At 48.8% G+C, this 16,377-nt stretch carries 18 protein-coding genes and 1 riboswitch; of the genes, 6 read left to right on the plus strand and 12 right to left on the minus strand.

Annotated elements, in window-relative coordinates; translation table 11 throughout:
• Positions 1–80 precede the first annotated feature (80 nt).
• Together EJP77_RS16175 and EJP77_RS16180 are read right to left on the minus strand one after the other, a co-directional pair.
• Positions 81–617 (minus strand): hypothetical protein, encoded by a 537-nt coding sequence (locus tag EJP77_RS16175; protein WP_127200290.1) that lies wholly within the window; start codon positions 615–617, stop codon positions 81–83.
• Between the two features lie 35 nt (positions 618–652).
• Entirely contained in the window at positions 653–1,150 is a 498-nt protein-coding gene (locus EJP77_RS16180; protein WP_127200291.1) for a DUF948 domain-containing protein, read from the minus strand.
• Positions 1,151–1,401: 251 nt separating this feature from the next.
• On the opposite strand from EJP77_RS16180, the gene EJP77_RS16185 reads away from it, so the two are divergent.
• Entirely contained in the window at positions 1,402–1,575 is a 174-nt protein-coding gene (locus EJP77_RS16185) for a DUF1328 domain-containing protein (RefSeq protein WP_127200292.1), read from the plus strand.
• A gap of 302 nt (positions 1,576–1,877) precedes the next feature.
• Here the strand turns inward: EJP77_RS16185 and EJP77_RS16190 are convergent, their stop codons facing one another.
• Positions 1,878–2,438 (minus strand): hypothetical protein, encoded by a 561-nt coding sequence (locus tag EJP77_RS16190; RefSeq protein WP_127200293.1) that lies wholly within the window; start codon positions 2,436–2,438, stop codon positions 1,878–1,880.
• A gap of 152 nt (positions 2,439–2,590) precedes the next feature.
• Between EJP77_RS16190 and EJP77_RS16195 the strand changes: the two genes are divergently transcribed.
• Positions 2,591–2,959, plus strand: a complete 369-nt coding sequence (locus EJP77_RS16195; RefSeq protein ID WP_127200294.1) for a hypothetical protein — start codon at positions 2,591–2,593, stop codon at positions 2,957–2,959.
• A gap of 182 nt (positions 2,960–3,141) precedes the next feature.
• On the opposite strand, the gene EJP77_RS16200 is transcribed toward EJP77_RS16195, so the two are convergent.
• Together EJP77_RS16200 and EJP77_RS16205 are read right to left on the minus strand one after the other, a co-directional pair.
• Entirely contained in the window at positions 3,142–3,942 is an 801-nt protein-coding gene (locus EJP77_RS16200) for a C40 family peptidase (protein WP_127200295.1), read from the minus strand.
• 226 nt (positions 3,943–4,168) lie between these two features.
• The gene (locus EJP77_RS16205; protein WP_127200296.1) at positions 4,169–5,089 is read right to left on the minus strand and encodes a cation diffusion facilitator family transporter; all 921 of its coding nucleotides are present in this window, start codon (positions 5,087–5,089) and stop codon (positions 4,169–4,171) included.
• A gap of 108 nt (positions 5,090–5,197) precedes the next feature.
• Here EJP77_RS16205 and EJP77_RS16210 point away from each other — a divergent pair, with 108 nt between their 5' ends.
• Positions 5,198–5,386 carry a hypothetical protein gene (locus EJP77_RS16210; RefSeq protein ID WP_127200297.1) on the plus strand — a complete coding sequence of 63 codons (189 nt, stop codon included), beginning with the start codon at positions 5,198–5,200 and terminating at the stop codon, positions 5,384–5,386.
• Positions 5,387–5,441: 55 nt separating this feature from the next.
• Here EJP77_RS16210 and EJP77_RS16215 read toward each other — a convergent pair whose 3' ends face one another.
• The 5 genes from EJP77_RS16215 to EJP77_RS16230 all read right to left on the minus strand — a co-directional run bounded on the left by EJP77_RS16215 (position 5,442) and on the right by EJP77_RS16230 (position 10,816).
• Entirely contained in the window at positions 5,442–7,076 is a 1,635-nt protein-coding gene (locus EJP77_RS16215; RefSeq protein ID WP_127200298.1) for an ABC-F family ATP-binding cassette domain-containing protein, read from the minus strand.
• Positions 7,077–7,216: 140 nt separating this feature from the next.
• Positions 7,217–8,191 (minus strand): MBL fold metallo-hydrolase, encoded by a 975-nt coding sequence (locus EJP77_RS16220; RefSeq protein WP_127200299.1) that lies wholly within the window; start codon positions 8,189–8,191, stop codon positions 7,217–7,219.
• A 135-nt stretch (positions 8,192–8,326) separates the two neighbouring features.
• Positions 8,327–8,431, minus strand: coding sequence for a cytochrome bd oxidase small subunit CydS family protein (gene cydS / locus EJP77_RS21100; RefSeq protein ID WP_425464259.1), 105 nt, complete (start codon positions 8,429–8,431; stop codon positions 8,327–8,329).
• A 4-nt stretch (positions 8,432–8,435) separates the two neighbouring features.
• Positions 8,436–9,470 (minus strand): cytochrome d ubiquinol oxidase subunit II, encoded by a 1,035-nt coding sequence (locus EJP77_RS16225; protein ID WP_127200300.1) that lies wholly within the window; start codon positions 9,468–9,470, stop codon positions 8,436–8,438.
• Positions 9,467–10,816, minus strand: a complete 1,350-nt coding sequence (locus EJP77_RS16230) for a cytochrome ubiquinol oxidase subunit I (RefSeq protein ID WP_127200301.1) — start codon at positions 10,814–10,816, stop codon at positions 9,467–9,469. Before EJP77_RS16230 ends, EJP77_RS16225 begins: the two co-directional genes overlap by 4 nt.
• Positions 10,817–11,118: 302 nt before the next feature.
• On the opposite strand from EJP77_RS16230, the gene EJP77_RS16235 reads away from it, so the two are divergent.
• Together EJP77_RS16235 and EJP77_RS16240 are read left to right on the plus strand one after the other, a co-directional pair.
• Positions 11,119–12,264, plus strand: a complete 1,146-nt coding sequence (locus EJP77_RS16235; RefSeq protein WP_127200302.1) for a conserved virulence factor C family protein — start codon at positions 11,119–11,121, stop codon at positions 12,262–12,264.
• Positions 12,265–12,398: 134 nt separating this feature from the next.
• Positions 12,399–12,595, plus strand: a riboswitch (Lysine riboswitch).
• Positions 12,596–12,700: 105 nt separating this feature from the next.
• Positions 12,701–14,164 (plus strand): amino acid permease, encoded by a 1,464-nt coding sequence (locus EJP77_RS16240; RefSeq protein ID WP_127200303.1) that lies wholly within the window; start codon positions 12,701–12,703, stop codon positions 14,162–14,164.
• Positions 14,165–14,325: 161 nt separating this feature from the next.
• Here EJP77_RS16240 and EJP77_RS16245 read toward each other — a convergent pair whose 3' ends face one another.
• A complete protein-coding gene (locus EJP77_RS16245; protein ID WP_127200304.1) occupies positions 14,326–15,450 on the minus strand; it encodes a transglutaminase domain-containing protein in 1,125 nt (374 codons plus the stop codon).
• A gap of 296 nt (positions 15,451–15,746) precedes the next feature.
• On the opposite strand from EJP77_RS16245, the gene EJP77_RS16250 reads away from it, so the two are divergent.
• A complete protein-coding gene (locus EJP77_RS16250; RefSeq protein ID WP_127200305.1) occupies positions 15,747–15,944 on the plus strand; it encodes a hypothetical protein in 198 nt (65 codons plus the stop codon).
• A gap of 161 nt (positions 15,945–16,105) precedes the next feature.
• Here EJP77_RS16250 and EJP77_RS16255 read toward each other — a convergent pair whose 3' ends face one another.
• Positions 16,106–16,339: a glutaredoxin family protein gene (locus tag EJP77_RS16255; RefSeq protein ID WP_127200306.1), complete on the minus strand. Its 234-nt coding sequence runs from the start codon at positions 16,337–16,339 to the stop codon at positions 16,106–16,108.
• Positions 16,340–16,377 lie beyond the last annotated feature (38 nt).

The following is a 16,377-nucleotide window of genomic DNA, read 5'->3' on the forward strand; positions in this document are numbered from 1 at the left end:
ACTGTTCATACTCTGAATACCTAAATAGCCATTAACCCAATCTGGCGTAAGGTGAATCACTTTTCCAGCATTTTACTACCTCAATCAAAGGCTGCTGCATCGAACAGATCGATGCCCAGTATAGCTCCTGCAGCGTCCCTGTAAATTTTGATCGCACTATATCCACGGGTATAGACATCGCCATCCTCGGCGGTGTAATCCGCGGGACCGAAAGCCCGGTTCAAAGAGGAGGATTGAAGTGCAATCCACTGCTTATTCACTTTCATCTCCTTAGCATTAGCACCCAGATGTACATAGTAAACCTGGTCATCGTACAGCCCGACTGTGACATCTTTATAATGATACTCGGTATAACCGGTAAGCTTGTCGCGGGTTACCTTATCAGGCTTCCCTTTCTTACTGATTACATCCTTTGTCTGATCACTTAGTGAAATGTCGCTCAGCGTATTGAATTCATTCACCCGTTCATACCTCGTTCCAAGGGGGTTCCATGAAGCCTGAACCACTTGCGAAGATTCCGACTGGGCAAATGAATTCATTACCCTGCCATCAGCTGTGGGCGATGGCCCGTTAAGGGGAGAAAGTAGTCCGATTAGCAGCAGAATTGCATTCAACATAAGCTCACCCTTTCTTTAAGCTGCCAGCCTTACGATTAGTGACGAAATTTGTGCCAGGCGCCTGCAGCAAGATCAATCCATTTCATCCAATTAGCTGAGTTCTTCTTGGAATAGGTCGCCTCATAGCTTTGCACCGTTTTCTCGGAAGGCGTCTGCAGCGCAGCTCGTGCAGCATCTTTAGTAGAAACTCTCACCTCAGTCGGCTTCTTGAATCTCTCAATTAAAGCGGTAGATACTTGTTTGGCGCTGAGTGTAACCTCATTCAAAATTTCGCCAACATTCTTCACCGTTTCAATGACAGGATCAATCTGTTTCATTTTGTACTGTACATCCTCTGTAATCCCGTTCGCATGTCTAAGCACTTCTTTCACTTCATACGTAAGCTCATCAATCGTCTTCTGGACCTCCTGAAGCGTTTGAGATGTTTTATCAAGGGAATTCTCTGCTGCCTTCAACGTTTTGATTAGGAAGATAACCAAGGCTACAAACGCTAAAGCAATAACTGCTACACTAAGCTGCCAAATAAGTGACATCAACATTACCTCTCTTTCTTTCCTCGTAAGCTTTGTTACCCCATAGTTACCCCGAGCCGTTTTGGACGAAACAAAGGAAAATGTTGCCTGAATCCATGCGGCATGCGCAATTGTTTCATTCCTAAACAGCTCGGTTAAAAATCATTACGAGGCGGGAACAACCCGCACCGAAGCGTTCTTGAAAGCCCGGATCCAAACCGGATTCACGAGAAGCGCCTTTACTAATCTTCTATGAAAGAAGGTGGATCTTCATGTTAAAATGGTCCCTTATTTTTCTGGTCGTTGCCTTGATTGCAGGTATCTTCGGTTTCTTCAATCTTGTGGTGGCAGCAACAGCTTCTATAGCAAAAATATTGTTCTTCGTCTTCCTGGTTCTGTTCATTATCTCTCTCTTCACGGGTCGTAATGGACGCAGATCGCTTTAACTTGAAAAAATCGCGGATAGCTCAGTAAGTTGGATTATTGAATTCCTTATAAGGCAGCCGCGTGAAATGTTCTTCCGATCGCTGTTGTTCCCAGATTTCTTATTTGAATTTTTAAGGTAGAAATCTGGGAACAAAGGCGAGCGCTCCGCTTTTCCAGAATCATTTCACACTCTTGCCTAGAGGTAATTCTTAAGTTCAACTTCAACAGCGTATTACATTGCAAAAAGGCGGTAATGACCAAGTATCCCGAGGACCTTGTCATTACCGCCTTTTTGATCTGCTAACCTATCCGATCTTATAAGTTATAATAACCGCATAATTTCCAGCCAGTTCAAGGACAACCTCGCTTCAATGGAGTCCTCATGAAAGATCATATCCTTAACTTTAATCATCTCGGGCAGCTCCTTGCCCGGCGGTACACTCACCTGCTTCAGCCCAAGCTGCTCAGGGGTTAGCTTGATCCCCTTAATCTGCACAGAGACCGGAGTCAATACAACAAGTCCCCCGGAGAAGTCCATATTATAGACTGCTTTTGCTCCGAAGGGGATAATTCCCCACTTTCCGTTGATGTCCGCATCGATCCGGTTTCCATGCTGCTTAAATTCCGCGCCTGTAACATCAACCGGAAGTTCTCCCTTGGCTAAATATTTGACCAGCTTCTGCTTGGCCAATCTGTTGAATTCCTCGGCGTTAATTTGGATCACCGGTTCACGGGTTTCGATCATCTGCGTTATCTTTGCTTTCCAATCGAGCTCTGTGTAATTGAGATCCAGTTCTTGGGTTGGACGGATGTATAGAATAACAGCTGTAACTGCCACAATAATCAAGATGAACGGGATTAGAAACAACCATTTTTTTCTCATACTCTCCACTCTTTCTCTATTAATCTTTACACTCCGTTAACAAAAATCCTTTAGGCTCAAAAAAAATTTTCCATAATTTGATTCTGAGGTCGCTTGGCTGGTTATTTAAAATATACAAAGCAACACCAAACATATCCTAGGGAGGAAATACAATGAAAAAACTAGCAGCCATCACAGCAACACTTGCTCTATCCGCAGCTTTCGCAACTGCAGCTTCTGCTGAGACAGCTCCTGTAACCACAACAAATTCTACAGGAACGTCGACAACTACGTCCACACCTGTAGTCACTTCAACTACGGTAAGCTCACCTATTATCGTTAATGACCTTATTGTAGCTAATCCCCCTAAGAAATGGGAAGTCTTTAAAGTGACTACATTTTATAAAGACCCTAACGGCAAAGCATGGGGCAAGCTGGATCCTCAAGTGCTTGAGCCAACTGGCCAAATCATCGGAGATTGGGTGGAAATCTACACTTGGCTCGGTAAAGGCTGGGTATGGGCACCAAATTATACTAAATAATATAACATAAAGCCAATACCAACCAATAACAGCCTCCCGGCGTTTACATACACTGAAACCAACCGGCCGGCTCCCATAAAGAACGCCCTGCTCTGGCAAGAGACTGAATCTCTCTGCAAAAGCAGGGCGTTCTTTATGAAATACAGATATAATCAATAATGTGAAATTCTATATAAGCTGTACTATTGAAGCACACTTCCTCCAAATAAGAACCGCTTCGCCCACGACCCGGTTAACGTATCGATACGTACGCCTCCCGAGCTGACCGAATAGGTCTGGATCATTTGTCCGTTGCCGAGGTATACCCCCACATGGTTAATCCGTTCTGAATCCTTATTAATTCCCTGATACGCGGCATCCGAGGATCCCTTATAACCCATGAAGAAGATCAGATCACCCGGTTTTAGTTCATTCATATTGTATACAGCTTTGCTGTTCGACTTAATCCACTCGCCCTGTGATCTTGAATCGGCTGGCAGAATAATATTCAGGGCTTCCTTGTATATTTGTCTGGCGAAATCAGAACAGTCGAATGTGGTTGTCGTATTTCGGTCCGAACCAAATTCATAGGGTGTACCCAGATACTTCTTGGCCGTTTGGAAAAGAAGCTCCAGCTTACGGTCCCGCTCAAGCTGAGCGTCTGACTGCTGGGTATCCTCCGATTTGACAACCGTCGTATCAGAGTTCAGCTTAATGTATTTCTCCGATTTACTGACGTATCCCACCTGCCCGCTAGACGTAAGCACTTTATAGAAATAAGGATTATCCTTCGCCGTGATGCTGACAGTCTCTCCGGTCTCCAGCATTTTAATAATACGGGTAGAGGTTGATGGACCCATCCGAAGGTTCACACCATATTGAATGGTTCCCGTAAGTCCGGCCTTCTGGACAGAAGCGGCAGCCTGCACGTGAGATGAAGCAAGTATACCTGAGTTACCTAATAATAGGGTGGTGATAATTCCAATCGCTAAGCTCTTCTTCATGTTGAATCCTCCCGGGGATGTTCTGAGTTGTATGCCTAAAAAGGGGCTTGTCCCCTTTATCGGCATTCCGGAGAGAACTCAATATATGTCTTATTGCACAAAACTCAGGGTAATGCTAACTACCTATCTTCGCACACAAACAGGCCCTAATACCTAACACACAAAAAAAGCTATCCCCCGGTCAAATGACCCGTGAATAGCTTCAGATTGTGTTCCTGCTCCTCATCTATAGCATCTCGCCTTTACCAACACCTGCTGGATCCTCTTCCAGCTGCGCGCCCTCCTGTTTGGGTTCCACATGGACATGAACATTCATGACATTGTGGCGCTCTCCCATCCGCGCTTCAATGAGATCGCTGATCTCATGGCTTTCCGTTACGCTAAGCCTCGGGTCCACCTCAATAACGACATCGACCAGCACATGATTTCCATGCACTCTCGCTTTCACATCCTTAAGTCCCTCCACACCCGGGATACGGGCAATAGAGCTTCGCAGATCCTGCAGCTCATTCTCATCGAAGCCGTCAGTAAGACGATAAGTGGCATCCTTGAAGATATCCCAGGCTGTCTTGCAGATAAGCAGCCCCACGGCAATAGCCGCTACCGTATCCAGCCAAGGCAACCCGAACTGTGCCCCGAAGATCCCGATTGCTGCTCCAATACTTACAAATGCATCCGACAAGCTGTCTTTGGCGGTTGCCATTAGCGCCTGATTGTTAATTCTCTTGGCGAGTCTCCGGTTATACACATAGACTCCGAACATGCCGGCTGCACTCACAAGCGCGATAACCGCTGACAAAGGATCGGGAGCAGCCTTTCTCCCTTCATACAAACCTCTTCCCGCTTCAATCAGCACCTGAATCCCTACCGTGGCCATGATGAAGGAAGCCAGCAGTACAGCAACGGTCTCAGCTCTGAAATGTCCATAGGCATGGTCAGAATCCGGCGGTTTCCTGGAAATACGTAGACCGATCAGAATGGCGGTTGACGCAATAATATCGGTAACATTGTTGAAGCCATCCGCAAGCAGGGCGCTGGAATGAAATAAATATCCACTAATCAGCTTAAGGGCGGACAGCACTAGGTATGCAGCAATACTGATCATTGCGCCGCGCTCTCCCTGCCTGATCTCTTTGTATGTATCCATTCCAATAGCACCTCCAAAATCCAATATAACCATTATTCCCGTTGTCCAATGTTTTAAAAACGTTTAAAATGAGATCAGCGCTCCCATCACGCAAAGGAGATGATAACGATGACAGAAGAGAATAAAGAGCCTAAGAAAATCGACCTCGCAGAAGCCATGCGGCTGAAATTACAGCAAAAGAAGCAGAATCAGGCTTCCAATAAACAAGGCCAAAGCGGCATGAATACCACCAAAACACTCAAAAGCCAAAACAACAAAAAACCGAACAACCAGCGCCGCCGTACTGGCGGATCTTAGGAGCCCTTAAAGAAAATGCTGTCCCTTAATTTAAAGGGGCAGCATTTTTTTATAACTATGAATTCAGAGTTCCTGCCGGGTACATTTCCTTGCGCAGCTGCTGAATTTCTTCATTCTCCAGATACTCATCATAAGACATTTGGCGATCAATTACGCCGTTTGGAGTAATCTCAATGATCCGGTTCGCAATCGTCTGAATGAACTGATGGTCATGAGAGTCGAACAGGATGGTGCCGTCGAAGTCAATCAGACCGTTATTAAGGGCTGTAATGGATTCGAGGTCCAAGTGGTTCGTAGGCTCATCGAAGATTAGCACATTCGCACCGTTGAGCATCATCTTCGCCAGCATACAGCGGACCTTCTCTCCCCCGGAGAGTACACTTGCCTTCTTCAAGGCTTCCTCGCCGGCAAACAGCATACGTCCAAGGAATCCGCGCAGGAAGGTCTCATCCTGGTCATTGGAGTATTGGCGCAGCCACTCGACAAGGTTGAGATCAACACCGTCAAAGTAAGCCGAGTTGTCCTTAGGGAAATACGCCTGGGTAGTGGTTACGCCCCAGTTATACTCACCTGCATCCGCCTCAGTCTCACCCATAATAACCTGATACAAAGTCGTCTTCGCCAGTCCATCCGGACCCACGAATGCAATCTTGTCACCTTTGTTCACCACAAAGCTGACATTGTTCAGCACTGTTTCGCCTTCAAGGGTCTTAGTAACGCTGTCCACCGTCAGAAGCTGCTTGCCTGCTTCACGCTCGGCTTTGAAGTGAAGGAACGGATACTTCCGGTTAGATGGACGAATATCATCCAGCGTAATCTTGTCGAGCTGCTTCTTACGGGAAGTAGCCTGCTTCGACTTGGAAGCGTTAGCCGAGAACCGCTGAATGAACGCTTGTAGTTCCTTGATCTTCTCTTCCTTCTTCTTGTTGGCATCCCGAGTTAATCTAAGGGCCAACTGGCTGGACTCGTACCAGAAATCGTAGTTACCCACATACAACTGGATTTTACCGAAATCGATATCCGCAATATGGGTACATACTTTGTTCAGGAAGTGACGGTCATGGGATACAACTATGACGGTGCCTTCATAATCAAGCAGGAAGTTCTCCAGCCAAGCGATGGAATCAATGTCCAAGTGGTTGGTAGGCTCATCGAGCAGAAGGTTGTTCGGCGTACCAAACAGCGCTTGCGCAAGCAGGACACGGACCTTCTCATTACCGCTAAGCTCGCTCATCTTCTTATCATGCAGATCTTTCTCGATCCCAAGGCCGATCAGGAGTGAAGCGGCGTCAGATTCTGCATTCCAGCCGTCCATTTCCGCGAAGTCCCCTTCAAGTTCCCCTGCACGAAGACCATCTTCTTCAGAGAAGTCCGCTTTGGCATACAGGGCATCCTTCTCTTTCATGATGCTGTACAGACGGGCGTGACCCATAATCACCGTCTCGAGAACCGGAAATTCATCGTATTCATAATGGTTCTGCTTCAGAACCGCCATACGCTCGCCCGGAGTCATATGAACATCACCTGTGTTAGGCTCAATTTCTCCAGACAGAATCTTCAGGAAAGTGGATTTGCCGGCACCATTCGCACCGATCAGACCGTAACAGTTCCCTGGTGTGAACTTTATATTTACATCTTCGAAAAGTGCTCGTTTTCCATAACGGAGCGTTACACCATTTGTACTGATCATTAATCATTACCATCCTTTATATCGATATATCACGCATCTAAGATGGAATGAACTAAAGAGGCAATTCATCACTCAGTCTTTAGTTCATTCCATCTAGCTCACCATTATAGCATAGAAATCCCCTTGGCAGGGAACTAACCTTAGCGGGATGATGTATCGGATGGCTTAAGCTTTGGATAACGAAGTGTCTCCCCATAGAGCAGCACACGAATCGCCTCTTCCGGAATCCCCCGTTTCTTGCGTTCGGCTTCCATACGATCCAGTGCTTCACGGGCCGTATCATCGGCCAGCTTGAAGGTACCGTAATGCATCGGAACCATGGTCTTGGCCTTAACATCCACGAAAGCCTGAATGGCTTCTTCGGGATTCACGTGCTGTGAGGTCATGAACCATTCCGGCTCATAGGCCCCGATCGGCATAAGCGCAACATCAATGTTGTACCGTTCCCCGATATCCTTGAATCCTTTAAAGTAACCACTGTCTCCCGCAAAATAAATAACAGGATCTCCCTGTCCCTTCTGCTCTGGCGGATCGATCTCCATGACAAAGCCTCCCCAGTGGGAAGTGTTCGTATCGAAAGGCGTCCGGCGTGTCCAGTGTTGGGTCGGAACGAAAGAGAATTTCACATTCTTCACCGTCAACTCCTCCCACCACTTCATCTCCTCGCAGCGGCTGAAGCCTTTGCGCTCCATCTTGCGCTTCAGTCCCACGGGTACCAGAATAGTAGTTCGTGCACCGTATAATTTACGAATTGATGAGATATGCATATGATCGTAATGAGAGTGGGAGATCAGAATGATATCCACTTCAGGAATTTCATCAATCGGGATTCCCGGAGATCCAAGCCGCCGCTGAAAAGCCATTCTTGGGGCCCACACCGGGTCGGTCACAATATTGAGTCCGTGATATTGAATCAGGAATGTCGAATGCCCGATCCAGGTAATCGTGGTATCTTCCCGGTTGTTCCTTAAGTATTCAAGCTCTGGTTCCGAGTTAGGAATCACATAGGAGTAATCTTTCTTCTTCCTGCGGCGCTCTTCGCGCCATTGGCTGAACTGCTTGAGTGTTTTATCTGTGCTTACATTATCGATATTGTTAAAACGGTGTCTGGGCATGAAGAGGGCTCCTCCCTTCCTTTTTCCCTGTATAGTCTAAAATAAAAGGTTTCCCTGTTCCATCGCCTTTCCCTCATCTTAACCTACTATTACCCCGTTTTCCAAATTCAATAGCAGGTAATCCCCAGCTTCAAATTAATCCCCTGAATCTTTGTATTTCACTGCGTACACGAACAAGAATAGAATCGCTCCGGCGACAACCAGCTGGGGAGCATACATCATCATAAAATGCTCAATCATATGTCTATGACCCTTTCTTCGGTGAATTCCCGCGAATATACCGGGCATCGAACAGGAACAGCCTCATCAAGAGCACCAGGGAAGGGACCAGCAGAATGAACCCGGCAATAAATGCGGTTAGCATGGCTGTAGCCATAGCTTCGTTCGTAAAGTTCTGATAAATGTTGACATACTTATACAATACGTAAGGCAGATGTGATCTTCCGTATCCATACCAGGCAAAGGCGAACTGAAGCAGGACAAAGATAAAGGACCATCCAAGACTTCGTCTCCGCCATACCAGATATACTGCGGCCAAGAAGCACAACAGAGAAGCCACGAACATCCAAGCGATGTGAAGCATGTTCTGGAAGTGCTCCGGGTTCTGCCGGTTGATCTGGAAGAAAGCGAACACACTGGCAAGAATAGTAGGTCCGCTCCAGAAGAGCGCATACCTCCGCAGAATTTCAAAAGCTGTCCTATCCTCTGCCTTAGAGGCATAATAGCTGAGGAACATCGCCGAGATATACAGCACCGAGACGATGGCCAGCAGAACGACCGACCAGGTATACGGATTGGAGAAGAACGCCCCCCAATTAAGCAGCACCTGCCCCCCTATCTCCTCGATAATCCCGCCTTCCGACAAAGCCAGAACAGTAGAGAGCGCCGCCGGAATCAACAGCCCCGTAGCCCCATACAGCGCCATGTATACGATATTTCCATTGTTTGAGATTCCATAAGTGTTATAGGCATAGTAAACAGCGCGGATCGCCAGCAAAATAATCACAATACTTCCCGGTACAAGCAGCGCAGTCCCGTAATAATAGGCAGACTCCGGAAAGAAGCCGATCAGCCCGATCTCAAAAAAAATCAGGAACACATTCGTGACTTCCCATACCGGAGACAAATACCGCTGAATCACCCGGTGTACCTTGTTCTTATGTCCAGTCGATACACTATAGAAGCTGAAGAACCCTGCTCCAAAGTCAATGGAAGCCACAATCAAATACCCGTACAGAAAGGTCCACAGCACGGTAATTCCTAGAATTTCATAGCTCATTTCATTCCACCGCCTTCCGGATAGAGCTCCCGCAGCTCATCATCTACGTTTTTGTTACGGAACATCTTTCCCAGCACCCTCAGACAAGAGACACACAGGACCAGGTACAGCAGCACGAACAGCACCAGCATCCAGGGTACGTGGGTTGACGTGGTTGCCCCTTCGGATACACGCATATAGCCGCGAAGAATCCAGGGTTGACGGCCTACCTCGGCAAAAAACCACCCCAACTCCACAGCAACGAACGCGAGCGGAGCAAGAGCAACGAGTCCGATTAGCAGCCATTTGGGCACGGCGCCCCGCATTCCGGGGATTCTTTTGCGCAGTATATAGATGAAAGGAATCAGAATCAGCATGATCCCATTCGTAACTTTAAGATCAAACATATAGTGGATACTGAGCGGCGGAATGTTCTCCTTAGGGAATTCATTAAGCCCGATCACGGTCATATTCGGCGAGCTGCCAGCCAGTATACTCAGCGCATAGGGAATCTTTATCGCGTATTTGACCTGATTGTTCTTATCCAAAATTCCTCCATAAATGAGCGGGGCTTTATCCCTTGTATCAAAATGCCACTCCGCTGCAGCGAGCTTCTCGGGCTGATACCTGGCCAGATATTTACCTGAGAAATCCCCTATTATGGCTGTAGCCAAGGCAAATACGAAGGCAGACACCACTGTAAGCTTGAGTGCCTTCTTGTAATAGACATGCCTACGTCCCTTAAGCAGACTGAAGGCGGCGATAGCCACAAGCAGGCAGGCGCTGACGGTATAGGAAGAAGCGATAACATGTGATACCTTCGTGGGCGTAGCCGGGTTGAACATCGCCATCAGCGGATTCACATCCGTAAATACTCCGTTCTTCAGTGTGAACCCCTGAGGCATGTTCATGAAGGCATTCATGGACGTAATGAAGAAGGCCGATGCGGTAGAGCCGATGGCCGTCGGAATCAGCAGCAGCAGATGCAGATATTTGTTGCGGAACCGGTCCCAGGTGTACAGATAGATGCCCAGGAAGATCGCTTCAATGAAGAAGGCGAACGTCTCCATGAACATCGGGAGGGCGATGGCCCTTCCGGCAACGCGCATAAATGTGGGCCAGAGCAGGCTGAGCTGCAGCCCAATCGCTGTACCTGTTACCACACCTACGGCAACTGAGATTACGAATCCGCGCGCCCATCTGCGGGCGAGCAGGATGTAGTGAGGGTCTCCGGTTCGTATTCCCCTCCACTCTGCCAAGGCCATCATGACAGGCAGCCCAACTCCTATTGCTGCCAGATTAATATGTACGAACAAGGTGAGTCCTGTCAGAATCCGGCTCATCATCACCGGGTCATTGAGTGACATCAGCATTCATCTCCTGTTTAACTTAATGGTAATGCAGGTACCTGATCAAGCTGCGGATCGTTCCAGCCAGCATAATTATCGTGACGATGAGACATACCAGGACCAGCTTTCTCTCCTGCTTCAGGAACATATTTCCCATCCACCCTTCACGTTCCATTTGACCTGTTTAAGTTTTCCGCTGGTGTCTCCTATTTATTCCACAAAATTCATGGTTTTACGCCGGGTCTGCGCCCATACTTAGGAATACTTCGGCAATTGTTGTAAAATAGACACAACACCCCAAAAGGAGATGTCATTCGTCTATGAAAATCAAATTTATCGAACCGACCCCAAGCCCTAATACGATGAAGCTTCATCTAGATGAGACCCTGGCCCCCGGCCAGCGCAAAACATATACGTCTGATAACGAACGTTCGGCTCCGGCCTGGATTCAGCAGATGCTGCATATTCCCGGCGTGAAGAGCATCTTTCATACCGCGGACTTCATCGCTCTGGATCGTAAAGGCAATGCCGACTGGTCCGCCATTCTGGCCAGCGTGCAGGAGCAGTTCGGACAGGAAGGCATGGAATCCGCCTGGAAGCCGGATGAAGAAGCCCCCAACACAGGCTACGGCGAAGCGCAGGTGTTCGTTCAGTTCTTCCGCGGCATTCCGATGCAGGTGCGCGTGAAATCCGGCTCCCTTGAGGAGCGGATCTCGCTGCCTAACCGCTTCGTGAATGCCGTGACTGAGGTCGCCAGCGCTACCCTGATCAAAGAGCGCAAGCTCGTCGATTATGGCGTCCGTTATGGCGAGCTTGAACATATTGCCCGCGAGATCGAGCAGGAGATCGAAGCGGCCTTCCCTCCCGAGCGGCTTGCAGATGTGATCCGCCAGGCCATTGCCCATGGCCGCAGCGAGAGCGAATTCGTTGAGGAGCGCCGCGAGCTCAAGCTGGGTGAAGTGCAGGAGCGCATGCAGAGCGGTGACTGGCGCGTGCGCTATGCCGCGCTGGATGCGCTGCAGCCGAGCGAAGAGGCGCTGCCGCTGCTCGCGGATGCGCTGCGCGATGCGCAGATGCAGCTGCGGCGGCTCGCCGTGGTCTACCTCGGCGACATCCGGACGCCGGGCGCCATGGCGCTGCTCTACGAAGCGCTGCGCGACAGCTCCGCCGCCGTGCGCCGGACGGCGGGCGACACGCTCTCGGACATCGGCGACCCGGCCGCTACCGGGCCGATGATAGAGGCTTTGTCCGACCGCAGCAAGCTGGTGCGCTGGCGGGCTGCGCGCTTCCTGTACGAAGTCGGGACGGACGACGCCCGGGAAGCGCTTGAAGCGGCAGCAGATGACCCCGAATTCGAGGTCAGTCTGCAGGCGCGGATGGCGCTTGAGCGGATTGAGTCCGGCGAGCAGGCAGCGGGAACCGTCTGGCAGCAGATGGCCCGCCGGGGAGAAAGCGGAGTGTCATAAATACGCCTTTATTTTGCATAATTTGTCTGTTGCTGTTCAGTTTTTGTTGATTTATACTGAATGAAGTTTCAGATTCAGATGATGATAGTTGATGGAAGATACAATTGAATATTACCTCATCATTTCTAATTTCAAGGTGAGGTAGAGGTCGCGGCAGTTGAAGAGTAGACTGGGGAAAGCGTATAAGGACGCTGTTGATCCCGGAGTGAAAGGCAGTGCCGCCGAAGCAGAGTTGTTCCTCTATGCCAATTCTGCTGGGGCTGTTACCGAAAGGGACAGAACTGTCACGTTCATCTATACCAACGGATGAACGTGTTGAGCTATCTTGATTTGAAGGTTGATGCGGGTACTAGATACGAGCCGCGGAAATTTCTTCCGTGGCTTCTTCGCGCTTCCTTTAGACTTATCTCTTCACTCTATATTAAGGAGAATTCTTATGAGCAACCGTAAAGTAGCTACTGTATCGCTCAAGGCCGGACTCAAAGCCCGTCATATGACGATGATTGCCCTCGGGGGTTCCATCGGAACAGGTCTGTTCCTGGCGAGCGGCGGAGCCATCGCCTCTGCAGGTCCTGGAGGAGCCCTCCTCGCTTATGCCGCAGTGGGCATCATGGTGTACTTTCTGATGACTAGCCTTGGGGAGCTGGCCACGTATATGCCGGATTCCGGATCGTTCGGTACCTATGCCACCCGATTCGTAGATCCTTCACTCGGCTTCGCGCTGGGCTGGAATTTCTGGTATAACTGGGCGATTACCATAGCGGCCGAGCTTTCAGCGGCGACCTTGATTATCAAATACTGGTTCCCGGACAGTAACTCATTCTGGTGGAGCCTACTGTTCCTTGCCGTTATATTTGCCCTGAACATCTTGTCTGTCAAAGGCTATGGAGAATCCGAATACTGGTTCGCCATCATCAAGATTGCTGTCGTTATTATTTTCCTCGCAGTCGGTGTATTGATGATCATCGGAATTATCGGCGGCGAGACCGTTGGATTCAAGAACTTTACGATTGGAGATGCTCCGTTCCATGGCGGATTCTTCGCCTTCCTCGGCGTGTTCATGGCTGCGGGCTTCTCCTTCCAGGGCACCGAGCTGATCGGGGTTGCCGCTGGAGAAAGTGAGAATCCTCGTCAAAATGTACCGAAAGCCATTCGCCAGGTGTTCTGGCGTATTCTGATCTTCTACATTCTGGCGATCATGGTGATCAGCTTGATCATTCCGTACACCAATCCGGACCTGCTGAAGAGCGGTGTAGATAACATTGGGGTCAGCCCGTTCACGCTGGTGTTCGAGAAGGCGGGGCTTGCTTTTGCGGCTTCGGTCATGAATGCCGTTATTCTCTCTTCCGTGCTCTCAGCCGGTAACTCGGGCATGTATGCATCCTCCCGTGTCTTGTATGGTCTTGCCAAAGAAGGAAAAGCTCCTAAATTCCTGGCCAAGCTGAATCACCGGGGAATTCCGGTGAATGCGCTGCTGCTTACAACTCTGGTCGGTATGGCTGCATTCCTGGCCTCTATGTTCGGAGACGGGGTCGTCTACTCTTGGCTGCTAAATGCCTCGGGGATGTGCGGCTTTATTACCTGGCTCGGCATCGCAATTTGTCATTACCGCTTCCGGCGGGCCTATGTGGCTCAGGGCCTGGATCTGAACAAGCTGCCTTACAAAGCTCGGTGGTTCCCGTTTGGCCCGCTGTTTGCTTTTGTACTCTGCTTCATCGTTATTATTGGTCAAAGCTACAGCGCCATCTCGGAGAACGGAATCGACTGGTACGGGATTCTTGTCTCTTATGTCAGCATACCGCTGTTCCTGATCGTATGGCTTGGATACAAATGGACTAAGCGTACCAAAGTCATTCCACTGGATCAGTGTGATGTGACCACAGGAGCCCATTTAGACTAACGAGCGCATCAACTGCACCACTTTAAGAAAAAGGGAATGTCCACGGGCTGCAAGCCCGTAGACATTCCCTTTTTTTATACGAATCGCACCATTACGCCCGCCGATTATAATTCCTATAGCACAAATCGCCTGATCACCTGCGGGCTATCGGTTCCCATCGACTATTCCCAGTCCACTCTGACCTTGAGGTCTGAGGTGTCTTCAAGAGGTTCATTGTAGTAGGTAATATGGCTAATATTTAACTCATACAAATATGGAAGATCATCTGCCAGCTGTTCCGCTGTACCGGAATAACGAATTGTCGCCGTATGCTTCCCCTGCTTGATGGCCTGCTGTACTTTCTCCTTCATTCCATCCGCTGAATTCACGGCCATTCCTGACTGATACAGAGTATATCCGAGCTCCTCCTGAAGGGATTCAAAGAACGCTTTGCTAGCTCCGCCTGCTGATCTCAAGAGCAGTAGCAGTGTATCCTTATAAGCAGTTCCAGCACCCGGATAAGAACGAGTCCAGCTATGATCCTGCTTCATCTGCTTGTCCGTCCGCAGATAATAATTGTAATGCACCTGCCCGGCTAGGTCCGGTGTGGGATCATCCCAGGTGGTATCCATGTGATACCACTTTCCCTGCAGCTTTAGCAGATTCCAGGCATGCAGCTGGCCTCCAGCTGTTCCTTCCACGATTAGATTCGGAATTCCCGCCTCAAGCAGCAATTTATAAGCCAAGAGAGAGTATCCCTGACATACCGCCTCTCCTGTCTTCAGGCCTTCATAGGCTGTATATTTACGCAAGGTCTTGTCATATTTGAGATGAAGAACAATCCAGTCGTGCAGGGCTTTGACCTTCTGATGATCATTCATTTCTGGCTTGACCACATTTTGTACAATTTGCTTCACACGGCTGTTCACATAATTCGTCTGAGCTGCCGATTCCCTGTATACGAATCGCACCGTTACAGACGCGGAAGTCGCTGTGCCCCGCCAGCTGAACGAGTAGCTGTCTGTTACATATTTGGTGTATACATCCGATTCAAGAGCCTGGGTAAGGGCCTTGCTAAGCAGTGAGCGAAGGGCGGAAGTCTGGCCTTTATAGGTAAAAGTAAGACTGCTGAGGCGGGCCTTCGCAGCACTCGCCAGCTTGCCCTGAATCTGGTCAGCAGTGACCACTGTACCCTGCTCAGAACCTGCATATACGACGGTTCCAAAGTCGGCTGCCGATGGAACGAATCCAAGAAAAAGAGAGCCTGCTAACACAATCATTGCACATTCCATCCAGCGTTTCTTCATTGCCGATTCCGCCCTTCTTCAGACTGCTGTCTTCCACCATTCATGCTGAAGCTGTCCCTCTGGGAGAGCTCATCTTGGCCCTATTGTATCATAGCTTGGCTGGTCAAAGGCCTTCTACTTTTGTCGATTGCTCGGGACAGGCTCGTATAATTTGTTCATACAATAGACGTATTTCAGCTTAATTTCGAGTTGAAAATACGTCCCAAAAAACCTGATTTTCGTTATAATAAAGTTAAAAGTGTGATTTATTTCATTGCACAAGTCTCATACTTGTAGAAATGGAGAGAAGAGAGCCAATGACGATCCCGAATATTTCCGATATTTCCGTGCAAATGTTCGTTACTGTATTTTTCTTTCTGCTGATTATAGCGCCGCTCTTCAGCCTGGGCGCTCTTCGTCTGTTTCAATCCAGAAAGAAAGCCGGGTTCACCTTGATCGGAGCCGGTGTAGTAGGTTATTTGATTTTTATGCTTGTTATCAACCTCATAACCTGAATGCGTTTGCAGCAGGTATACCCGTATAACACAAAGGGGATAACTCCACGATCCATCCTGGATCTGTGAGCTATCCCCTTCTTGCCTCAATTGCCAAATAAAAAGGGCGCTTCCAGCAGAGAAGTCTCCATCTGCATGGGAAGTGCCCTTTTCACATATGATTAATTGGCTGCTAGCGCCTTATCGAATTGCAGCTTGTTCATCCCTACAATTTTGAAATCGCCGATCAAAGTAACCGGAACTGCACGCATGCCCATATCATAAACCTGCTGTGCATATTCTTCATTCGTCTCCACATTGCGTTCCTCGAAAGATACACCCTTCTCGGTCAGAAAGCTCTTTACCTGCTTGCAGTGCGGGCAGTTCGTACTTGTATATACAATCGCTTGTTCCATGTTCATTCACTCCTGTTCCTGTTCTATTATAGTTATTG

Origin of the sequence: Paenibacillus zeisoli, assembly GCF_003994465.1 — a bacterium.
GTDB lineage: Bacteria > Bacillota > Bacilli > Paenibacillales > Paenibacillaceae > Fontibacillus > Fontibacillus zeisoli.